Here is a 13,958-nt window from a genome sequence, read left to right as displayed (position 1 = left end):
TGAAAAGGGCAAAGCGGCGCATTATCTTTTCGGCGGCGCGGGCAGCGGCAGGCGCTGCAACTGGCGGCGCAGGGCGGCCAGCGCCGATGCGCTGTGGCCGTGGCCGCTGGCAGGCGGCGCATAGCGCCAGGCTTCCAGCGCCAGCAGGCTTTGCCGCCACGGCTGGCGCAGCTCTTGGGGCCAGGGGGCGGCCTGCACGGCGGCGGCCAGCGCGCGCGGCGTGGCGCTGGCGGGCAGGGGCAGGCCCGCTTGCGCCAGCCGCTGGCGGGCATGGGCCAGGGCGCGCAGCCAGGGGTCGCGCTGGCGGCGCTCCCACAAGGCCCAGCCGGCGGCGGCCAGGCCCGCCAGCGCCAGCAGGATGCCGCTCAGGCGCAGCAGGCTCATCCAGTCGGGGTTGCGCATGCCCAGGCTTTTCATCAGGTCGAACTGGCGGGTTTGCGTGTAGTTGATGACCCACTGCTTCCAGGAGTTGTCCGCCGCTTCCCACAAGGCGCGCAGCTGCGCCAGCAGGCCGGGGCTGAGGGTGTTGATGGTGCCGGCCATCAGCCCGTCGGGCGCGCGCAGGCGCTGGTACTGGCCGATGCGGCCGGGCATGACGGCGCCGGTGGGGTCCACCCGCGTCCAGCCTTCATCTGGCAGCCACACTTCGGCCCAGGCGTGGGCGTCGGCGTTGCGCACGGCCCAGTAGCCGTCCACGCTGTTGAGTTCGCCGCCCTGAAAGCCGGTGACGATGCGCGCAGGCACGCCCGCGCCGCGCATGAGCAGCACAAAGGCCGAGGCAATGTGCTCGCAGAAGCCCTCTTTGGAGTCAAACCAGAACGCGTCGGCGCTGTGCTGGCCGCTGACGCCCGGCTCCAGCGTGTAGGTGTAGCCGCCCGTGCGCAGGCGTTGCAGGGCGGCTTGCATCAGCGCGCGCGCGTCGCCGCCGGTTTGCTGGCGCATTTGCCCGGCCAGCGCCTGCGTGCGCGGGTTGCTGCCGGCGGGCAGTTGCAGCCAGGGGCGCAGATCGGGCGGGCGGTCTTTGCGAAAAGGGTTTTTGAGGCCGTAGCGAAACTGCGGATGGCTCACGGCGCGGTAGCGCAGCAAGTCGGTGATGGGCCGCCAGCTCATCCATTGCATGTCGGCCGTCATGCGCGCGCGCATGCCCGCAGGCAGCTCAGGCGGCTGGCTGGCCACGTCCAGCGGCAGCAGCCACAGGCGCTGGCTAGGCTCCAGCGTGACTTCGTAGCGCACGGGGCTGCCCGCCACCTGCAAGTCGCCGGGGCCGGGCATGAGGGTGGCCGCGTCTTCGGGGCCTTCGGGGCCTTCGGGGCCGCGCCCGCTCTGGCTGCCGTCCGCGCGGCTGCCAGGGCCTGGCGCGGCGGCCGTCCAGCGCCGTCCGTCAAAGTGCGAGAGCACGGGGCCGCGAAAGTACAGCGCGCTTTGCGGCGGCGGGCTGCCGTCGAACTTGATGCGCATGGCGATGCCTTCGTCCAGCGCCAGCTTGGCCACGCTGCCCACTTCCATGCTGGAAGACAGGCCCGTCTTGCCTTGCAGCGCGTCACTGGGCAGGCCCCACAGCGGCGCAAAGCGCGGAAAAAGCAGAAACAGCGCCAGCATCAGCGGCGCGCCCGTCAGCGCCAGCCAGCCGGCCATGCGGGCCGATTCCAGCAGGCTGGGCCGCCCCACGGGCCGGTGGGCATTGACCAGCGCCGTCAGCAACCCCAGCAGCCCCAGCAGCGCGGCGGCAGCCGCCAGCATGGACTGCGAGTTGAAAAAGCCCGCCAGCAGCAGGAAAAAGCCCAGGAAGAACACCACGAAGGCATCGCGCCGCGCGCGCAGCTCCAGCGTCTTGAGCGCCAGCAGCGCCGCCAGCAGCGCCACACCCGCCTCGCGCCCCAGCAGCGTGCGGTAGGAAAACAGCGTGCCCGCCAGCGCCAGCCCCAGCGCCGCCAGCAGCGCCCAGCGCCCCGGCAGGGGCCGCTGCGCCACAGCCAGGCGGCCGCGCCACAGCAGCACGCCAGCGGCCAGCGCGCTGCACCAGACGGGCAGGCTGCCCGTGTGCGGCAGCACCACCCAGGCGATCACAAGCAGCAAAAACAAGGTGTCGCGCGCGTCGCGCGGCAGGCTGGCAAGGCGTTGTCTGAAAGCGTTCATGTGATCAGCGGCGGCAGGCCGTGGCCCGGCGGCATCAGAAAGAGGAGCAAATCAAGCGGCATGGAAAAAGGCTTCTGCGCAGTTTCCACTAGGACATCATGCTATGAATCAAGGAGCTAAATAACGGGGTGTTCGCCTGCGTTTTTTGGGAGCCTGTTCAGAGTCTGGCCCTGCGGGGCGAAAACCTGAAAACCGGAACGGGCGGCAGTCTCTCAGCACAGCGCCAGCGCCCGCAGGCAGCGCAGCTTGTGCGCTGCGCCGCTGTCAGGCTCGATTTCCAGCCCCGGCAGGCGCAGGCCGTATTCCAGCTGGCGCGCGTCAGCCGCCAGCACCCAGGCCGCCAGGCGCGACAGGCGCGATTCCGCATCAGGCGCGCCCGTGCGGGCAAAGTCCAGCCACAGCTGCTGGCGCTGCAAGTGCTGCGCGTCGCGGCTGACCAGCTCGCCGGATTTGGCGAACTTCTTCCACACCACCTGCCGCAGCGTGTCGCCGCGCTGCCAGGGGCGCACGCCGTCAAACTCGCCTGGCGCGCGCTCGCGGCTGGCGGCCTGCCCCGCGCCCGCGCGCGCCTCGCCCACGGGCAGCGGCGGCGCGTTCACCTCCGGCGCGGGCCAGGCCAGCACCTGGGCGGCGGGCTTCCACACCGTCCAGATGCGGAAAGCGCCCAGCGGAAAAAGCGTCTGCACCACCAGCAAAGGCGCGGCGTGCAGGCCGCGCCGCGCGGGGCAAAAGCTCGTTTGCAGCGCCGCTTCGCCGCGCGCGGGCACGTCGGCCCAGGCCCAGCGCGCGTCTTCGCGGCCTGCGCCCATCACCGCCAGGCCAATGGCATGGCGCGGCGCGGCGCGCGCGCTGGACAGGCGCACGTCCAGAAACGCCGGCTGCCCCGCAAACACCGGCTGCGGCGGCAAGAGCTTCAGCCCCAGCCCGCGCAAAGTGCCGTGCCCCACCCATACGCCCGCCGCCGCGCACCCGGCCAGCAAAAAGGTAAAGAGGTAGCCCAGATTGAGCTGGTAGTTGATGGAGGCAATCAGCAGCACGCCCAGCGTGAGGGCCAGCATCAGCCCCGCCCGCGTGGGCAGGATGTACACGTTGCGCTGCGTCAGCAGCACGGCGTCGGCCGCCGTCAGGCGGCCCTGCCACCACTGGCGCAGGCGCGCGCGCCACTGCCACCAGCGGGGGGCGCGGAGGGTTGGAGCGGTCATGGTTTTTCTGCGGTTTTTGTGGTTTTCCCGGCTCTGGAAACAGGCGGTCAATTCGCTTTTGCGCTTTTGGATTCGCTTTTGAATTCGCTTTTGAATCAGCCGATTCGCGCCATTTCGTGTTTTTCAAATCCGCTTTTCGCATGCGCGCTGGCGTATTTCCAGGCCGGCGGCTGCGGAAAAAACGGTTGAAGCCCGCTTGCCGGGCCTTGGCGCGGCATCAATACCCTTTTTCGCCCGGCGTTCACGGCAGCGGCACCGCCTCCAGCATGGCCTGCGTCTGCTCCAGCGCGCCCCGGCCTGCGGCGCTGGCGGGCGTCATGCGGTGGGCGGCGCACTGCGGGAAGATGGCCTGCACATCGTCCGGGGCCACATAGTTGCGCCCCTCGATCAGCGCCTGCGCGCGCGCGGCGCGCATGAGGGCGATGCCCGCGCGCGGCGACAGCCCCTGCGCAAACCACTGGCCCGAGCGCGTGGCGGCGATCAGCTCCTGCACGTAGTCCAGCAGCGGATCGGCCACATGCACCTGATCGACAGCCGCTTGCAGCGCGGCCAGATCGGCGGCCGAGAGCACGGGCGGCAGCGTCTCCAGCATCTCGCGGCGGCTTTGGCCCGCCAGCAGGGCGCGCTCGGCGGCGCGGTCGGGGTAGCCCAGGCTGATGCGCATCAGGAAGCGGTCCAGCTGCGATTCGGGCAGCGCGTAAGTGCCCAGCTGCTCCAGCGGGTTTTGCGTGGCGATCACGAAAAAGGGCGAAGGCAGCGGGCGCGTTTCGCCTTCCACGCTCACCTGTTTTTCTTCCATCGCTTCCAGCAGCGCGCTTTGCGTTTTGGGGCTGGCGCGGTTGATTTCGTCGGCCAGCAGCACTTGCGAAAACACGGGGCCGGGGTGAAAGGTAAAGCGCTCGCTCGCGCGGTCATACACCGACACGCCGGAAAGATCGCTGGGCATCAGATCGGCCGTGAACTGCACGCGCGAGAACGCCAGCCCGAAAGTGCGCGCCAGCGCCTGCGCCAGCGTGGTTTTGCCCACGCCCGGCACGTCTTCAATCAGCAAATGGCCGCCCGCCAGCAGGCACACCACGCTGTCTTGCACCTGCGCGGGCTTGCCGGCGATTACGCCATTGAGCTGGCGCAGCACGGCCTGGATTTTTTCGGTGATTTGAGGAGAAACGGAAGTTGCAGTCGTCATGCCCATGAAGTTAGCGGATTAGGCAACAAAATTTCACGAAAGACTCAAAAAAATAGCCCGATTGACAATTACTGCCGCCGCCACGCAAAAAAACCGCCGCAGCCTGCAACCAGGCGCGGCGGTTTTCCGGATGGCCCAGCGCCCCGGACCCTTCACGGCCTGCCCGCAAGAGGCGAAAGGCCGAGACGAAAAGGCAGGGGCAAGAAGACGCGGCAAGCTGGACTGCCAGGCGCAGCCGGGCCACACGGCCCGGCGGGGATTTGCCACGCCGCAAGCCGCCCGGCGCGGGCAGGCCGCGCGGCGGTTTTCACACGCCCCACACCACGGCCTTGCCTTCGGCCGCGCTGGCTTCCAGCAGGCGCACGAAGGGGGCCACCAGCTGATGGGGCAGCACCGGCTCATCGGCTTCTTCGTCATCGCCCTCGCCATCTGGCGCGGCGCTTGCCTCGGCCCGGCTTTTTTCCGCCGCTTCGCTTTCGGCCACCGCCTGCCGCAGCGCGGCAATGGCCGCCGGAATCTGCTCCACCGTGATGATGCCCGTGGCGCCCGGCGCCTTGCCGATGATTTTGAGCAGTTCCTCGGCGCTCGATTGCAGCATGATGACTTCAGCCGCCGCCTGCGATTTGAATTTGTAGAGCATGGTCTCTCTCCTTTCCCAAAACAGTGTTTATGCCGGGCGGGCAGGCGGCCAAATGCCGCAAACCCGCGCGGTTTTCTCATTTGAATACCGTGAAAATCACGGCAAAACGGATTTTCGCGCTTTTCGCGCCCACAGCCAGATGGCAAACAGGCTTTCAGGCCCCGGCCGGCTTAACCCTGTTTATTTCCGCGCGCGGTTTTGCGCGGCCATTTTTGGCCTGCGCCGCAGACTCAAAGCGGCTTCAGGGCGCGGACAAGGCTGAATGCACGGCTTTGTTTCGCTCCTGCATTCATAGCAAGATGTCCTGGTGGAGATTGCGCAAAGCGGCATTTTCACCCCATTGAATCCGCTCTTGTTTTTGATGTTTCTCCAGCGGGCGGGGCCGTCCGGCTGCCCCGGCTTCAGGGCTTGTTCAAGTGCCGGGCAGGCTTTCTGGGCAGGCGCTCAGGCCGCTGAGGGCCTGCGCCGCGCGCGCCAGCCGCCCAGCAGCGCGGCCAGGCCCGGCAGGATGATCATGGCCCAGATGATCTTGCTCAAATGCGCCTGCACCCACGGCAGGTTGCCAAACCAGTAGCCCGCCAGGCACAGGCCAATCACCCAGACGAACGCCCCCGCCACGTTGAACAGCGTGAAGCGCCTGCGGCTCATGGCCGCCACGCCCGCCACAAAGGGCGCGAAGGTGCGGATGAAGGGCATGAAGCGCGCCACGATCACCGTCACGCCGCCGTGGCGTTCGTAGAAAGCGTGCGCCGCGTCAAACGCCCGGCGGTTGAACAGGCGCGAGTTTTCCCAGTGAAAAACCTTGGGGCCAACGTAGCGGCCAATGGCGTAGTTGCACTGGTCGCCCGCAATGGCCGCCGCCAGCAGCGCCAGGCAGGCCAGCGGCAGATCCACCAGCCCCGCGCCGGCCAGCGCGCCGGTGATGAACAGCAGCGAATCGCCCGGCAAAAACGGCATCACCACCACGCCCGTTTCCACGAACACGATGAGAAACAGCAGCGCATACACCCACGCGCCGTAATCGGCCACGAAGGCGCCCAGGTGCCTGTCCACATGCAAAACGAAGTCAAGAAGTTGCGCAATCAGATCCATGGGGCGGCGATTATGGGGCGGCGCAGCGCGGCCTGCCGCCGCCCCCGGCGCAAATTCGCGCGCGGGCTGGAGCGGGCTTTTGCGGCAATATGAAAGTGATTTTCAGGCTTTCTGCGCGCGAAATGCGCTAGCGCGATTTCACGGAATCATTTTTCCATGCGCCATTGCGTTTCAGGCAGGCAAGGCCGCGCGGCCCGCAGCTGTTTCTCACGGAAAGCCGGTCAAAAGCGCGGCGCGGCGGCACTTCAATAGCGTTTCGGGAGCGGTTCGGGAGCGGTTCAATGGCGTTCGCCTGGAAAGCCCGCCCGTCTTTGCGCTTGACAAAAATCAAGCTATTGCGCCGGACCGCGCCGTGCCATACGCAGTTATACGCTAGCATCGCGCGCCATCCGGCGTTCTGGCGAATAAGGCCCCTGACGCCAAATTGAATGGAGTGAATGTGTCTTGATTTTCATCAAGAAAATCAGGGCAGGCAGGACAATGACGGAAAGTATTTTGACGCGTCGCCAGGCGCTCGCCGGGCTGGCGGGGTTGCTGGCGTATTTTTCATTGTGGGCGGCTTTGCCCGCCGCGCTGGCGGCCAGTTTTCCGCTGGATGTGGTGGAGGGCATTTACTGGGGGCATGAATGGCAGTGGGGCTATTACAAGCACCCGCCGCTTTCTTCCTGGCTGCTGTACGTGTTTTTCCGCTGTTTTGGCGCGCTGGGGCCGTATTTGCTGGGGCAGTTGTGCGTGGCGCTGGCGCTGTGGCTGACATGGCGGCTGGGGCGGCGGGTGCTTGAGCCGCCGCAGGCGGCGCTGGGCAGCGCGCTGCTGCTGGCGGTGTTCTATTACACGCTGCCCTCGCTGGAGTTCAACCACAACCTGGCGCAGCTGCCCGTGTGGGCGGGTTTTCTGTGGGCCTTTCATGTGGCGCTGACGGAGAGAAACCCGGCTTTCTGGCTGCTGCTGGGCGCGCTGGCGGGGCTGGGGCTGATGGTGAAGTATTCGGTGGCGGTGCTGCTGGCCGCCGCCGGGCTGTTCATGCTGGCCACGCCCGCGCGCCGCCTGTTGCGCACGCCGGGGCCGTGGCTGGCGCTGGCAGCGGCGGCGCTGGCTTTTTCGCCCCATGCGCTGTGGCTGGCGCAGCATGACTGGCTGCCTTTTGTTTATGCGCATGAGCGCGCCTTGGAGGCGGGGCACGGCGGCGGGCGCGGCAGCGCGCTGAATTTCCTGGGCGCGCAGGCCGCCAGCCATGCGCCGCTGGCGCTGCTGGCCTTGCTGGCGCGGGCGCGTTTGCGCTGGCCTGCGGCGGGCGGGGCTGATTCACGGCCACGGCGCGCACGCGAGGATTTGCTGTTCGTGTGGTTCATGGGGCTGGCTCCGGCCTTGCTGCTGACGCTGGCGGGGCTGGCGCTGGGCGTGGGGCTGCATGACCAGTGGGGCATGCCGATGTGGGGCCTGTCGGGCCTGATGCTGGCCAGCCTGCTGCCGCGCGATCCGCAGGCTCTGGCGCGGCAGGGCCGCCGCTTGCTGGCGGGGCTGGCCGTGTGGCTGGCGGCGCTGACGGCGGCGATGGCGGCCCTGCTGGCCTGGGGCGCGCAGTGGCGCGGCAAGCCTTCGCGCATGGACTGGCCGCAGGCCGCGCTGGCGCAGGCCGTGCAGGCCCAGTGGCAGGCCCTGAGCCGCTGCCCGCTGGACAGCGTGAGCGGCGACGGCTGGCTGTCGGGCCTGGCGGCTTCGGCCCTGCCCGGCCCGCCTTCGGTGATGGTGGAAGACGACCCGGCCTACTCTCCGTGGATGAACGCGCGGCGCGTGCAGCGCTGCGGCAGCCTGATGTTGTGGCCCGGCGGCGGCAAGACGCCTTCGGCGCCACTGCTGGAGGAGGCGCGCGGCCTGGCCGTGCGCGAGGGCCAGTGGCAGCTGCCGTGGGGCAAGCTGCCGGGCCGCGAGCCGCTGCGGGTGCGCTGGCGCGCCTATATTCCGCCTGCCTGCCTGAAGCAGGACTGAGCGCTTGTTCCAGGGGCAGGCTGTGAGCGCAGCCTTTATTTGCTCCTTCTTCCATAGCATGATGTCCTAGTGGAATCTGCGCAAACGCCATTTTCAACCCCCTTTAATTTGCTCCTGTTTCTGATGCTGCCAAGCTCCCGCTCCGGCCTTTCTTTGCCGCTTCGCCTGGCAGGCCGGCGCCTGCCATTGAGTCGCTGCGCCGAGTCATTGCATTGCGCCCTTGCAGCCTCCGGAGCTTTCGCCGCCCTGCCCCGCCATGATTGCCCTTTCCGTCATCCTGCCCGTCTATAACGATGCCCAGGCGCTGGCTGCGTTTTTGCCCGTTTTGTGCGAGTGGCTGGGGCAGCGGCCGGGGCGGCAAGAGGTCGTTGTGGTCAATGACGGCAGCCGTGACGCGGTGGATGCCGCCTGCCGCGCCCAGCAGGCGCGCCTGCCCGCCCATGTGGCGCTGCGCTTTATTGCCTTTTCGCGCAATTTCGGCAAGGAAGCGGCCTTGAGCGCGGGGCTGGCCGCCGCGCAAGGCGATTGGGTGGCCATGATGGACGCCGACGGCCAGCACCCCGTGCCCGTGCTGGCGCAAATGCTCCAGCTGGGCGAGGGCGGCGCGGACATGGTGGCCGCCATTCAGGCCGAGCGCCCGCACGAAGGCGGGCTGATGCGCCTGCTCAAGCGCGGCTTTTACCGCTTCATGCAGGACAACGCGCGCTATGAAATCAGGCCCAGCGCGGGCGACTTCCGCCTGATGCGCCGCAAGGTGGTCAATGCCCTGCTGGCGCTGCCCGAGCGCCAGCGCTTCATGAAGGGGCTGTATGCCTGGGTGGGTTTCAACACCGTGTATCTGCCCTTTGCCGCCCCGCCGCGCGCGCAGGGGCGCAGCAAGTTCAACTACGCCAGCCTGATGGAGCTGGCGCTGGTGGGCATCACCTCTTTTTCGCAAAAGCCGCTGCGCTGGATTTCGCGCACGGGGCTGCTGGTGTCGCTCGCTTCCATGCTCTACGGCCTGTTCATCGTGGCCGACACGCTGCTGTTCGGGCGCGACGTGCCCGGCTGGGCCACGGTGGTGGCGGGCATCATGTTTTCCGCTGGCGTGCAGCTCATCTGCCTGGGCGTGATGGGCGAATACGTGGGCCGCATTTATGAAGAAGTGAAGCAGCGCCCCATCTACGTGATCGACTACGAATGGCAAAGCGGCGGGCCGGACAACGCGCCAGGCCGTGCGCCAGACGCGCCGCCGCCGGAGCCGCTGCCATGAGCGCTGCCATGAACGCCGCCGCCCGGCAGGCGGGCTGCTTCGCGCTGGTGGGCGCAGCGGCGGCGGCCACGCACTTTGCGGCGCTGGTGCTGCTGGTGCGCGCCGGGCTGGCGCCGCAGTGGGGCAACGTGGGCGCGTTTGCCGTGGCCTTTGCCGTCAGCTTTGCGGGGCATTACCGGTTCACCTTCCGGCAAACCCGCGCGGATGCAAATGCGGGCGCGCGCGGGCGCTGGCTCGCCAGCCTGTGGCGCTGGCTGGCCAGCTCGCTGTGCGGCTTTGCGCTCAATCACGCGCTGTTTCTGGCGGGCCTGCGCCTGCTGGGGCCGGCGGCCTATCAAGCGGCGTGGCTGGCCGCCACCGCGCTGGTCACGCTCGCCACCTTTGCGCTCGGCAAGTTCTGGGCCTTCAGGCATGAAACACATCACCCTCAACGTGGATGACCTGGGCCTGTCGCCCGCCGTCAATCAGGCCGTGTGCCGCCTGGCCGCGCTGGGGCGCGTGCACGCGGCCAGCTTCATGAGCCTGGGCCGCATCGCGCCCGATGAGCTGGCCGCCTTGCGGCAGGCGGGCATCGACATCGGCCTGCACTTTGACCTCACGGGCCTGGCGCGGCAAGGCACGCTCGGGCAGGTGATGGCCCGCAGCTGGCTGCGCGCCTGGCCCGCCGCCGCGCTGCAAGAAACCATCGCGCGGCAGATGGACGCCTTTGAAGACCAGATCGGCCAGCCCCCCGCCTTCATCGACGGCCACCAGCACGTGCACCAGTTTCCGCAAGTGCGCGAGCGCCTGCTGGCCGAAGCGCGCCGCCGCTACGGCCCGCCCGTGGCCCTGCGCAGCACGCGCCCGCTGCTGGCCGACGCCAAATCGCGCCTCATCCACGCCCTGGGCGGCCGCTGGGTGGACCGCCACTGCATGCACTGGCGGCAAAACGCCTGCCTGGGCGGCGTCTATGCCTTCGACGGCGACGCCGCCGCCCTGGCCCGCCGCTGGCAAACCTGGCTGGCCGCCGCCCCTGCGCAAGGCGCGCTCATCATGTGCCACCCCGCCGTGCCCGATGCCGGCTGGCAGGACGAAATCCGCCCCGCCCGTGAACGCGAATGGCACTGGCTCGCCAGCGACGCCTTCGCCGAACTTTGGCGGCAGCATGGCTGCCGGGGGCAGGCGTGGGGGGAAATGCCAAACACAATTAATTAAATATTTATAAAGACGCTTCCGCTCGCCTTCTATTAATTAGATATTTTGCCAGCAACTCTGTTATTGGCTCTCCGATGGCATCCTCGATCCATAAATATTTTCCAAACGGATTAATATCCAATATCCAAAAATCCCCCCTTGCATCAATACAAAAATCAATTGTCATATACTCCATAGAGAGCTTCTTTTTTATTATTTGAATGTCATTCTTTATCTTGCCTGGAAGAGCAAATTTTGAGTGTGGCGTATGAGCCATATCATACACTCTCCAGTCTACTTTTCCATATTCTGATTTGGATGCATCGATCTTGCATGCAATAAAATTATCACCAATAACTGTTACTCTCACATCATATATTTTCTCAATAAATTTTTGAATAAAAATAGGGCACTCTCCTTCAGTGCCAAAGTCCATAAAATCCTCCGCATTTACTCTTTTTGCAAGAAACATCGTCGGCTCATCGTGGACGACCAATTGCATTTGATGCAACGTCTTAATAATACACGTTTTATGCCAAAGAAGAAAATTCAATATATCTTTTTTATTATTTCCAATAAAAAATTCTGGAAATCTAACACTTAACCCCATCAGCGAACAATGATACATCAATTTATTCTGGTTATTCAATGTGTTTATGACTGAGCCATTAATCACGACATTTTTATTGGCAAGTAATGCATATATTCCATTCAGCGTATCCCTCCAAGAAAAGAACCAAAATTTTTCATCTTGCGAGAAATTATTCTTGGCAGATGAAAAAAATTGAAATATTGGTTGCCAAACAAAAGCGGAAGAAACTTCATCAATGTTACAGGAAATGTCTTTTTGATTAATAACAAGGCTATTTTTGTTGTTTCTAACCGTTAATGATACATATGTTTCCAGAAGAGATGTTTTATCTGTCGAGATAACGAGAGCGTTTTCCCCATGCAAACATATTTTTTCGGATAGTTCCCTTGTATGGGGATTATCTGCGGATCCAAAAATAACAATCATACAAAATAAAAAAGACGCCAGAAGCGTCTTTCTATTAATCTAGAGAATTACTCGTTTGTGTAATCATCAGCTTGATTTTTTCCGCTAAATGTAGCAGTTTTAATTTCTAGCGAGTTCCTATTTGCTACAGGTTGCCAAAGCCACTCATGCGGCTCTGCATCTACAGACGGATATCTCTCAAGAAACTTCAAGGTGAACGCTTTAGCGGTAACATTGTCTTGGTGGCTGTTGGACATATCGGGAACTCCTTTCTGAAGTAACACAGTCTAACAGAATTTTCATTAAAGGTTTCCATGCCCGACAGTCCCCAGCCTGCCCGCCCCATTCGCGAACTGCCCGACGAACTCATCAGCCAGATTGCGGCCGGCGAAGTCATCGAGCGCCCCGCCTCGGTCGTGCGCGAGCTGCTGGACAACGCGCTGGACGCCGGGGCCACGCAAATTGCCGTGCGCCTGCTGGCCGGCGGCGTGCGGCTCATTGCCGTGGAAGACGACGGCAGCGGCATCGAAGCCGCGCAGCTGCCCACGGCGCTCAAGCGCCACGCCACCAGCAAGATCGCCAGCCTGGACGATCTGGAATCGGTGGGCACGATGGGCTTTCGCGGCGAAGCGCTGGCGGCCATTGCCTCCGTGGCCGAAACAACGCTGCTCTCGCGCACCGAAGGGGCCGGCAGCGCCTGGCAGCTTCAGGCGCGCACGGGCGAATTGCAGCAGGCCGCACGCGCGCGCGGCACCACCGTGCAAGTCAAAGAGCTTTTCTTCAGCGTGCCCGCGCGGCGCAAATTCCTCAAGGCCGACGCCACCGAACTGGCGCACTGCGTGGAAGCTTTGCGCCGCCACGCGCTGGCGCGGCCCGACGTGGGCTTTGCCCTGTGGCACGAAGGCAAGCTGCTGGAGCAATGGCGCGCGCAGCCCGCCAGCTTGCCGCCGCAGCAGGCGCTGGCGCGGCGCATGGCCGACGTGCTGGGCGAAGACTTTCTGGCCCGCAGCCTGTCCGTGGCGCATGAAGAAGGCGGCGTGCGCGTAACGGGCCGCGCGGGCCTGCCCGATGCCGCCCGCAGCCGCGCCGACCAGCAATACGCCTGGGTCAATGGCCGCTACGTGCGCGACAAAGTCATCAGCCACGCCGCCCGCAGCGCCTATGAAGACGTGCTGCACGGCCACCGCCAGCCCGTATGGCTGCTGCACGTGCAAGTCGATGCCGCCCGCGTGGACGTGAACGTGCACCCCACCAAAATCGAAGTGCGCTTTCGCGACAGCCGCCAAGTGCACCAGGCCGTGCGCCACGCTGTGGAAAACGCGCTGGCCGCCAGCCGCGCCGCGCAAGCGGGCGACGCAGCGGCGGGCGGCACGGCCAGCGTTGAGCGCGACACCCCGGATGCCGCCCCGGCCAGCGCCCACGCGGGCGAACAGCGACCCTTGACGCTGCACACGGCTCCGCATGCCGCGCGGCCAGCGGCCTGGCCGCCCGAACCGCGCGTGCCGCCGCAGCGCATGGCCGAAGCCTGGGTTGCCATGAGCGCTGGCCCCCGGCACGAAATCAACGAGCCGCCCGCCTTCCCGCCAGCCGCCGCAGCGCCGCAACAGCCGGGCGGGGCAGGCCCCGAAGCGGACAGCCCCGAAGCAGACGGCCCATTAGGCCGCGCCGTCGCGCAAATCCACGGCGTCTACGTGCTGGCCGAAAACGCCGCCGGCATGGTCATCGTGGACATGCACGCCGCGCACGAACGCATCGTTTACGAGCGCATGAAAGCGCAACTGGCCGCCTCGCGCGTGCAAAGCCAGCCGCTGCTGATTCCCGCCACCTTCGCCGCCACCTTGCAAGAAGCCGCCGCTGCGGAAGAGCACGCCGCCACGCTCGCCCTGCTGGGCATGGAAATCACGCCCTTCTCGCCCAAAACCCTGGCCGTGCGCGCCGTGCCCGCCCCGCTGGCCGCAGGCAACCCCGTGGCGCTGGCCCGCGCCGTGCTGGCCGAACTCATCCAGCACGGCCCCCTGCCCGAAGGCAGCGCCGTGCTGCAACGCGCCCACCACGAAATCCTGGCCACCATGGCCTGCCACGGCGCCATCCGCGCCAGGCGCCGCCTCACCCTGCCGGAAATGAACGCCCTGCTGCGCCAGATGGAAGCCACCGACCGCGCCGACCAATGCAACCACGGCCGCCCCACCTGGCGGCAACTCTCCATGAAAGAGCTGGACGCGCTCTTTCTGCGCGGGCGCTAGAAAGCTGTTCGCCGCCTGGCCGTAAAGGGCGATGGGCCGGATGAGCCG

Annotated in this window: 13 protein-coding genes; 6 read left to right on the top strand and 7 right to left on the bottom strand. The window is 65.7% G+C overall.

All coding sequences use genetic code 11. The features are described from left to right. Positions 1-21: 21 nt before the first annotated feature. The 4 genes from QB898_RS09145 to QB898_RS09130 form a co-directional block, all read right to left on the bottom strand. Positions 22-2,136, bottom strand: coding sequence for a transglutaminase TgpA family protein (locus QB898_RS09145; protein ID WP_279524700.1), 2,115 nt, complete (start codon positions 2,134-2,136; stop codon positions 22-24). A gap of 212 nt (positions 2,137-2,348) precedes the next feature. Next, the gene (locus QB898_RS09140) at positions 2,349-3,338 is read right to left on the bottom strand and encodes a DUF58 domain-containing protein (protein ID WP_279524699.1); all 990 of its coding nucleotides are present in this window, start codon (positions 3,336-3,338) and stop codon (positions 2,349-2,351) included. 241 nt (positions 3,339-3,579) lie between these two features. Further along, positions 3,580-4,524, bottom strand: coding sequence for an AAA family ATPase (locus QB898_RS09135; RefSeq protein WP_279524698.1), 945 nt, complete (start codon positions 4,522-4,524; stop codon positions 3,580-3,582). A 307-nt stretch (positions 4,525-4,831) separates the two neighbouring features. Then, the gene (locus QB898_RS09130) at positions 4,832-5,164 is read right to left on the bottom strand and encodes a DUF1840 domain-containing protein (RefSeq protein WP_102284002.1); all 333 of its coding nucleotides are present in this window, start codon (positions 5,162-5,164) and stop codon (positions 4,832-4,834) included. A 29-nt stretch (positions 5,165-5,193) separates the two neighbouring features. Between QB898_RS09130 and QB898_RS09125 the strand changes: the two genes are divergently transcribed. Further along, positions 5,194-5,508: a hypothetical protein gene (locus QB898_RS09125; protein WP_279524697.1), complete on the top strand. Its 315-nt coding sequence runs from the start codon at positions 5,194-5,196 to the stop codon at positions 5,506-5,508. 100 nt (positions 5,509-5,608) lie between these two features. Here the strand turns inward: QB898_RS09125 and QB898_RS09120 are convergent, their stop codons facing one another. Continuing rightward, on the bottom strand, positions 5,609-6,256 hold the full coding sequence (locus tag QB898_RS09120) for a DedA family protein (RefSeq protein WP_050714606.1): 648 nt from the start codon (positions 6,254-6,256) through the stop codon (positions 5,609-5,611). Positions 6,257-6,751: 495 nt separating this feature from the next. On the opposite strand from QB898_RS09120, the gene QB898_RS09115 reads away from it, so the two are divergent. The 4 genes from QB898_RS09115 (at position 6,752) to QB898_RS09100 (ending at position 10,691) form a co-directional block, all read left to right on the top strand. After that, positions 6,752-8,245 (top strand): glycosyltransferase family 39 protein, encoded by a 1,494-nt coding sequence (locus QB898_RS09115; RefSeq protein WP_279524696.1) that lies wholly within the window; start codon positions 6,752-6,754, stop codon positions 8,243-8,245. A 256-nt stretch (positions 8,246-8,501) separates the two neighbouring features. Next, positions 8,502-9,497: a glycosyltransferase family 2 protein gene (locus QB898_RS09110; RefSeq protein ID WP_279524695.1), complete on the top strand. Its 996-nt coding sequence runs from the start codon at positions 8,502-8,504 to the stop codon at positions 9,495-9,497. Next, complete coding sequence (locus QB898_RS09105; protein WP_279524694.1) at positions 9,494-9,937, top strand: GtrA family protein; 444 nt, start codon at positions 9,494-9,496, stop codon at positions 9,935-9,937. The genes QB898_RS09110 and QB898_RS09105 overlap by 4 nt, the downstream gene beginning before the upstream one ends. Continuing rightward, entirely contained in the window at positions 9,909-10,691 is a 783-nt protein-coding gene (locus tag QB898_RS09100; RefSeq protein ID WP_279524693.1) for a ChbG/HpnK family deacetylase, read from the top strand. Before QB898_RS09105 ends, QB898_RS09100 begins: the two co-directional genes overlap by 29 nt. Positions 10,692-10,695: 4 nt before the next feature. Here QB898_RS09100 and QB898_RS09095 read toward each other — a convergent pair whose 3' ends face one another. Together QB898_RS09095 and QB898_RS09090 are read right to left on the bottom strand one after the other, a co-directional pair. Next, positions 10,696-11,688 (bottom strand): ATP-grasp domain-containing protein, encoded by a 993-nt coding sequence (locus QB898_RS09095; protein ID WP_279524692.1) that lies wholly within the window; start codon positions 11,686-11,688, stop codon positions 10,696-10,698. A 47-nt stretch (positions 11,689-11,735) separates the two neighbouring features. Continuing rightward, positions 11,736-11,924, bottom strand: a complete 189-nt coding sequence (locus QB898_RS09090; RefSeq protein ID WP_279524691.1) for a hypothetical protein — start codon at positions 11,922-11,924, stop codon at positions 11,736-11,738. A gap of 57 nt (positions 11,925-11,981) precedes the next feature. Between QB898_RS09090 and mutL the strand changes: the two genes are divergently transcribed. Beyond that, positions 11,982-13,910: a DNA mismatch repair endonuclease MutL gene (mutL, locus tag QB898_RS09085; RefSeq protein WP_279524690.1), complete on the top strand. Its 1,929-nt coding sequence runs from the start codon at positions 11,982-11,984 to the stop codon at positions 13,908-13,910. Positions 13,911-13,958 lie beyond the last annotated feature (48 nt).

The sequence above is a fragment of the Ottowia cancrivicina genome (assembly GCF_029813755.1).
Lineage (GTDB): Bacteria > Pseudomonadota > Gammaproteobacteria > Burkholderiales > Burkholderiaceae_C > Ottowia > Ottowia massiliensis.
This window is presented reverse-complemented; position numbering and strand designations above follow the sequence as displayed.

Bases quoted from the DNA above. Each gene is read 5' to 3' on its own strand.
- QB898_RS09135 (WP_279524698.1), bottom strand. From the start codon at position 4,524: ATGACGACTGCAACTTCCGTTTCTCCTCAAATCACCGAAAAAATCCAG.
- QB898_RS09090 (WP_279524691.1), bottom strand. From the start codon at position 11,924: ATGTCCAACAGCCACCAAGACAATGTTACCGCTAAAGCGTTCACCTTG.
- QB898_RS09105 (WP_279524694.1), top strand. From the start codon at position 9,494: ATGAGCGCTGCCATGAACGCCGCCGCCCGGCAGGCGGGCTGCTTCGCG.
- QB898_RS09140 (WP_279524699.1), bottom strand. From the start codon at position 3,338: ATGACCGCTCCAACCCTCCGCGCCCCCCGCTGGTGGCAGTGGCGCGCG.
- QB898_RS09145 (WP_279524700.1), bottom strand. From the start codon at position 2,136: ATGAACGCTTTCAGACAACGCCTTGCCAGCCTGCCGCGCGACGCGCGC.
- QB898_RS09125 (WP_279524697.1), top strand. From the start codon at position 5,194: ATGCCGGGCGGGCAGGCGGCCAAATGCCGCAAACCCGCGCGGTTTTCT.
- QB898_RS09110 (WP_279524695.1), top strand. From the start codon at position 8,502: ATGATTGCCCTTTCCGTCATCCTGCCCGTCTATAACGATGCCCAGGCG.
- QB898_RS09100 (WP_279524693.1), top strand. From the start codon at position 9,909: ATGAAACACATCACCCTCAACGTGGATGACCTGGGCCTGTCGCCCGCC.
- mutL (WP_279524690.1), top strand. From the start codon at position 11,982: ATGCCCGACAGTCCCCAGCCTGCCCGCCCCATTCGCGAACTGCCCGAC.
- QB898_RS09095 (WP_279524692.1), bottom strand. From the start codon at position 11,688: ATGATTGTTATTTTTGGATCCGCAGATAATCCCCATACAAGGGAACTA.
- QB898_RS09130 (WP_102284002.1), bottom strand. From the start codon at position 5,164: ATGCTCTACAAATTCAAATCGCAGGCGGCGGCTGAAGTCATCATGCTG.
- QB898_RS09120 (WP_050714606.1), bottom strand. From the start codon at position 6,256: ATGGATCTGATTGCGCAACTTCTTGACTTCGTTTTGCATGTGGACAGG.